Origin of the sequence: Alicyclobacillus vulcanalis, from assembly GCF_900156755.1 — a bacterium.
Lineage (GTDB): Bacteria > Bacillota > Bacilli > Alicyclobacillales > Alicyclobacillaceae > Alicyclobacillus > Alicyclobacillus vulcanalis.
Map to the genome: position 1 here is coordinate 1 of NZ_FTOO01000019.1, position 5,324 is coordinate 5,324.

The 5,324-nt window shown below is 48.4% G+C and carries 5 protein-coding genes and 2 pseudogenes; 1 reads left to right on the top strand and 6 read right to left on the bottom strand.

Annotated features, from left to right (window positions below; translation table 11 throughout):
- The 6 genes and pseudogenes from BW934_RS14370 to BW934_RS14395 all read right to left on the bottom strand — a co-directional run.
- Positions 1–484: UPF0236 family transposase-like protein (locus BW934_RS14370; protein WP_200805769.1), on the bottom strand; the 484-nt coding region annotated here is incomplete at its 3' end.
- Positions 485–850: 366 nt separating this feature from the next.
- Positions 851–1,420, bottom strand: coding sequence for an acyl-CoA dehydrogenase family protein (locus BW934_RS14375; protein WP_084182641.1), 570 nt, complete (start codon positions 1,418–1,420; stop codon positions 851–853).
- Positions 1,421–1,605: 185 nt separating this feature from the next.
- The gene (locus BW934_RS14380) at positions 1,606–2,016 is read right to left on the bottom strand and encodes an acyl-CoA dehydrogenase family protein (protein WP_076349285.1); all 411 of its coding nucleotides are present in this window, start codon (positions 2,014–2,016) and stop codon (positions 1,606–1,608) included.
- Positions 2,003–3,238 (bottom strand): MFS transporter, encoded by a 1,236-nt coding sequence (locus tag BW934_RS14385; RefSeq protein ID WP_076349287.1) that lies wholly within the window; start codon positions 3,236–3,238, stop codon positions 2,003–2,005. Before BW934_RS14385 ends, BW934_RS14380 begins: the two co-directional genes overlap by 14 nt.
- Positions 3,228–3,863, bottom strand: coding sequence for a DapH/DapD/GlmU-related protein (locus tag BW934_RS14390; protein WP_076349289.1), 636 nt, complete (start codon positions 3,861–3,863; stop codon positions 3,228–3,230). The genes BW934_RS14385 and BW934_RS14390 overlap by 11 nt, the downstream gene beginning before the upstream one ends.
- 682 nt (positions 3,864–4,545) lie before the next feature.
- Positions 4,546–4,755: pseudogene (locus BW934_RS14395) on the bottom strand (transposase); the annotation flags it as partial.
- A gap of 428 nt (positions 4,756–5,183) precedes the next feature.
- Between BW934_RS14395 and BW934_RS15595 the strand changes: the two are divergent.
- Positions 5,184–5,324: pseudogene (locus tag BW934_RS15595) on the top strand (IS256 family transposase); the annotation flags it as partial.

Below are 5,324 nucleotides of genomic sequence, written 5' to 3' on the forward strand. Positions count from 1 at the left end.
CCTCCTCGCCCAGCCGCTGCACCTCTTCCCAAATCGCCATCGCGCTCACTTCCGGCACCCACGCTTGCAACAGGCTCGCCGCCCGACGGTACGACATCTCCGTGGCCAATGCGATCGCTTGCGACCGTAGCTGAGGAGACAGCCGCCGATGGGGCTCCAAGCCCAACGCCTCGTCTAAGAGAAAGCGGCGCTCGCCCGTCTGCTTATCCCGGTAGTACCGCCGCCAAATCGTGATCTCACCTACAGTGGTGACCAACGTGCGAGGCTTCCGGTGGATGAGCGCCCATCGCGTCTTGTCTCGCTCCTCCTGCAGCTTCCGATCCATCCCCTCGAACAAAAGTTGGAGGAGCTCATTGGCTGTGCCACGGACGGTGCCACACACGCCCTGCTCCAAGGCCGTGAAGTCACCTGCCTCGTCAACTACATTTTGCAAGCTCGACAGCATCTGCAGGAAGACAGCAAGGACACGTCGAATATCGAGCATAAGAGACCTCACTCTTATGTCCGCGCTGCAACGGACTTTTTTCTTGTCTCAGTGAGGTCTCTTGTCTTTTGCCTCGGAGAATCCTCCCAGAAGCAAACCTTACTCAAACTTTATACGCTCTTCACGAGTGGCTGAAAACTTCGTGTGAATACGGGGGATGTCCGAATCGCGAGGGTGCGTGAACGCAAATCACGGCGCAGGCCAGTCGATGGGTCCGACAAGCCACGCCGCAATAGGATCCCACATCCATCCATGAGTCTACGTGCTCTGTCCAGAGGCCGGGAAAGAGCCCGGATGGATCTTGCTGTTTCGGCAGAAACTCTCCTTACACATGATATCGGACACAACTCGTAATACCCGCAGCGTTCATCTTAGTAATGTTTTGTTATATATATGCTTACCAACCAACTCTTTGTATATAATACTTTTCATCAAATCATTACTCCCATCAGCAATTAAGAATCCTTCAATATCTAACAGTCTTCTTCGAGTAGAATTATTGAATTCATATCCTCTCGCTCCCTGAAGTCGAACACACATATGTAGACATTTATATGCGACTTCTGTTGAATACCATTTTGCCATTGATGATAATTTTAAAGCATTATTAGAACTTTCATCTATAGCTTTGGCAGCCTTTATGCAGAGGCTCTTTGCAGCTTCAATATAGGTTACAGACTCAGCAAGCCTGTGACCTACGGATTGTAAATCCGATAGACGCCCGCCAAAAATAGATCTTTCTTTACAGAAAGCTATAGTTTCTTCAATCGCCTGATAAGCTGAACCTAGGCAAAGCATCGAAATCAGTATTCTCCAATACGCAAAATGTCGTTTCAATACGTCTAATCCTTTACCCTCTCCGTGTAAGACATTACTTCTAGGTATCTTCAAATCCCGTATCACCATCCCTCCAAAGGACCATCCATCAAGTCCCATCGGTTGCCTACTCACTCGTATACAGTCTATAGAATGTAAATCGTCTACTACAACACAGCTAATAGCCCCGTCTTCAACATTCCTAACAAAGAAGACAAATATATCAGCTTCATAAATTCTACTAATATAATCTTTATTAATATTTAAAATAGAAGATATTCCATCTAAATGCCGAATACTACTCTTTATTTTCTTACATCGGAACCAGATCCATCTTCCGTAATTCCTATTCCAACGAAGGATTCGCCTGAAACAATCCTATCTATCCATTTTTGTCTATCTTGATCCCAACGATCTAATAATAGTCTACCGTGCCCCATCCCAACAATTTCTCTGGCATTTGCACTTATTTCCCCCAACCTAAAATATATATTTGCCATTGTAACTACGTCTGCACCCATGCCCCCATATTCCCTAGGTAAATCTAGCCCGAGCAGTTCATATTTCGAAGCGATTTTTCGAACTCTAAGTATATCCGGCTGTTCTGCAGAAAAAATATCTTTCAGTTGTTCTTTTTGTATAAAACAATTAACTTTATCGTAGATTTGATGACGAATTTTTTCATTTGTCACTGTCCTAATTTCATAATCCAGCATGTTGCTCACCCTCTTTATTCACGAAATTTAACGAAAAAACGCACATAAACATGTTGACAAAAAGCATGATTGTACAAACCAATAATGGCAAGAATGGTGCTACGGTACGCCATAGCAGACCACCTACCACCATCCACACAGGTGTGATGATGTTCGCGGAGTTAGACATCGCGACAAACGCATGGTTCAACTCTGATTGAGAGACATGTGTCTGTAACCACGTTTGCCCTTGTTGCTGGTAAAACTCCATGCCTAATATGCAAAGAGTGTACGAGAGAAAGTACACAAGCGCTCTTGGCGCAAACGGCATGCCAAGGAGTCCTATACCACAAACCCCAAGTCCGAGAGCCATCTTTGCAAATGACGGTTGAGCCATATTTGCCACATTCGCACGGAGCACGAACGCCAAACATGTTGAGATGACAGCCGTCACACTTAGAATCCACGAGATGGTCATGACGCCAAAATGATGTGTCGAGCTCATGAGAAACACGTTGAAGCCAGATACAAATGTGAAGACGACACTCGATAAGCTGTTGACCATTAGCATCCGCCGCACTACCGGATGACCTTGATACCGCCAGTTCCATAAATCACGAAACTGGTAGGAAGGCCGCCTTCCCTCCTCCTTCGTCCGCTGCAAGCGTACGGCAACCACGACCACTACGCCCATGATGACAAACGACACGACATCCAACCACAGTGCCGCGCGCAGATGCAACTGGGCGATTACGACCCCAGCAGCCAGCGGACCGACGAGGCGCGCCGCAGACTCCATCAATTGGATTTCGGCGTTGGCCGCCGCCAAACGGTCGCGATCGCGGAGCAAAGTCGTCAGGGAGAACCGATTGACGCGATTGACCATGGAGGCGAGATGAAGGAGAAACATCGAGACAAGGAGAAGAAGCGGAAAGAGCGCCTTATTCACGGTCGAGGCCACTACACCGATGATGGCGACTGCCTGCGCTACGTGCACCCACAGCATCACCGTCTTCCGACTGTGCCGTTCGGTGAGATAGCCCCCAAGTGGACCGCCGGCCCAGTTGGCAACATACTGAATTGCGTTGGCGAAGGAGAGCAAAGGCGCTCCGTACCCCATGCTTTGCACAGCCAAGGGCAGTGCGACGAGAAACAGCTTGTCACCGACCCGCGAGAAAAACCTACCGACTAGAAACGCGTGAAAAGAGTCAATAGTAATTCGCCTTAAGTAGCTACATTTCACTCCTTTTCCCCCCTTCATCAGGTGAATTTGAACCATTCGGGATAAGCAATTCGCCAGAGACGGAATACCGATAAATAGCTGGATTCCCCCACATACAGGTACGTGGCGCGACATCCTTTGTCACAACCGATCCCGAACCCACGACAGCAAATTCTCCAACGCATACGCCGGGTAATATAACAGTTCCAGACCCAATTCTTGCTCCTATCCTAAAAATCGGCGGGGCTAGTTCTGGGGACAAAGTTCTGTGTTTCCACACCATTCGTTTATCATTTACTGTTATTACTCCAGCACCAATAAAAACGGAATCTTCCACAACCACCCCACCCGTTATATGAGTTAGAGCTGAAATCCGAACCCACTTCCCTATACACGTATTTCGCTCAACCACTACGTGATGAGACAGGACTGTGTTGTCACCAATGCGTACGCCACTTCGAATAATACATCCATGTCCAATGTGGACATTGTTGCCGATAGAAGCACCCTCATAGATAATCACGCCTGATCGAATGATTGTGTTATCTCCAATACTCACATCTTTCCCCTGGCTGTCATCCTCGAACAAGAAGGTCACATTGTCCTGAATAATCACATTTTTACCCTTCATGACTCTGAGGCTCATTTGTACATCCCTTCTTTCGATGATTATGTGTTCCACGCCCTCTCGCAGTAATATGTACTACTACAATTGTATTTTTCGAATAATATTTAATTTAAGATTTATTAAATTATATTTAAGATTTTCTTTTCTAGTCGCCTCCTACCTCGCACTGTCTCTTACCTGACCGATCAGTGGTATTGGTTAGAGTCTCAAGTAGTGGTCTAAAGCTCAAGTTTGACAGTAAAACGTCTCATCGGAACGAGTGTCCAATAGTTGTAGGATTCGGTGTCCAAATGCATCGGAATACACAGAGGCAAAGCCACGACATGAGGACCACGAAACCAAGGTGAGGCTGTTGCATTCGGGCGAGTCTGCGCGACAAGACAAAGCCCCGTACAACCAAGGGATGCAGCAGTATATTGGTAAGCGTCAAACCGTAAGCGTAAAAGTTGTGTCCGATATCATGTGTAAACCGCCATGCCCGATTGGGCACAAGAGGCGGATGAAAATTGGCTGGCAACTATTTTCTCATCAAACTCCATTTTAAGAGATTACGTTCGTTCCTGTGGCGGGACCCAGGCCGTCGTACCTAGTGAGGCTGTCAAGGTGTGTTTCCAGCCTTGACAGCCGATTTCCGGCTGCCATCCTGGTCAGATGTGGCATGCCATACACAGTGGGCATGCCTCCTAACGTCGTCATGCCGGTATGGCGTCACTCGGTCGCCGAAGTAGAGGGCTAGTTGTCCTAGAATGGTGCCCCAGTTGGCCACTCGCATCGTCCATTTTCTCGTCACCTCCATCGTCGCCAGATACAGCATCTTCAACAACGACTCGTCGTTTGGGAACATGCTCTTGCCCTTCGTCGCTTTTCGTAACTGCCTGTGGTAGCCCTCGATGATGTTCGTTGTATACATCCCAACTTCGACACTTCCTAGTCCTACAAAGTCCCACGAACCAATGTCCGACGCGGGTTCGTGGGACCTGCGGATAACTCGCGCAGTGTCTACAGCCCTCGTGTTCGAGGCGCAATCCGCAGATTTCTTGGTGGCTCCGTGATCCGCGGCGCCCGCAGGATTTCGTGCGCTGCACGACGGTCCCGTCCACAGTGTCCTTAGTCTATCGAGGCATAGTTTGATTGACTCTCCTCCGCGATGCGGCACGTTGTGGCTGTTATCATGTGTAAACCGCCATGCCCGGTTGGGCACAAGAGGAGGATGAAAATTGGCGGGTGTCTATTTTCTCATCAAAAAGAGTTCCTGCCGAAAACATAAAGAGCCATTCGGGCCCTCTTCGGTAGAATGTGAGTTGGACAAAAACCACACATCTCAAGGAGGATTCCCCAATGGCTCAATACCAGATTACCGTGGACGACGCGATTTTGGAAGGGTTCTTTGAACGAGACGGAGGCGTCGCCAAGCTCGTCGAAAGCGTCGTCAATCAAATTCTCCAAGCGCAGGTTCAAGAGCAGTTGAAGGCCGCACCC

Bases quoted from the DNA above. Each gene is read 5' to 3' on its own strand.
- BW934_RS14375 (WP_084182641.1), bottom strand. From the start codon at position 1,420: ATGGGACTTGATGGATGGTCCTTTGGAGGGATGGTGATACGGGATTTG.
- BW934_RS14380 (WP_076349285.1), bottom strand. From the start codon at position 2,016: ATGCTGGATTATGAAATTAGGACAGTGACAAATGAAAAAATTCGTCAT.
- BW934_RS14390 (WP_076349289.1), bottom strand. From the start codon at position 3,863: ATGAGCCTCAGAGTCATGAAGGGTAAAAATGTGATTATTCAGGACAAT.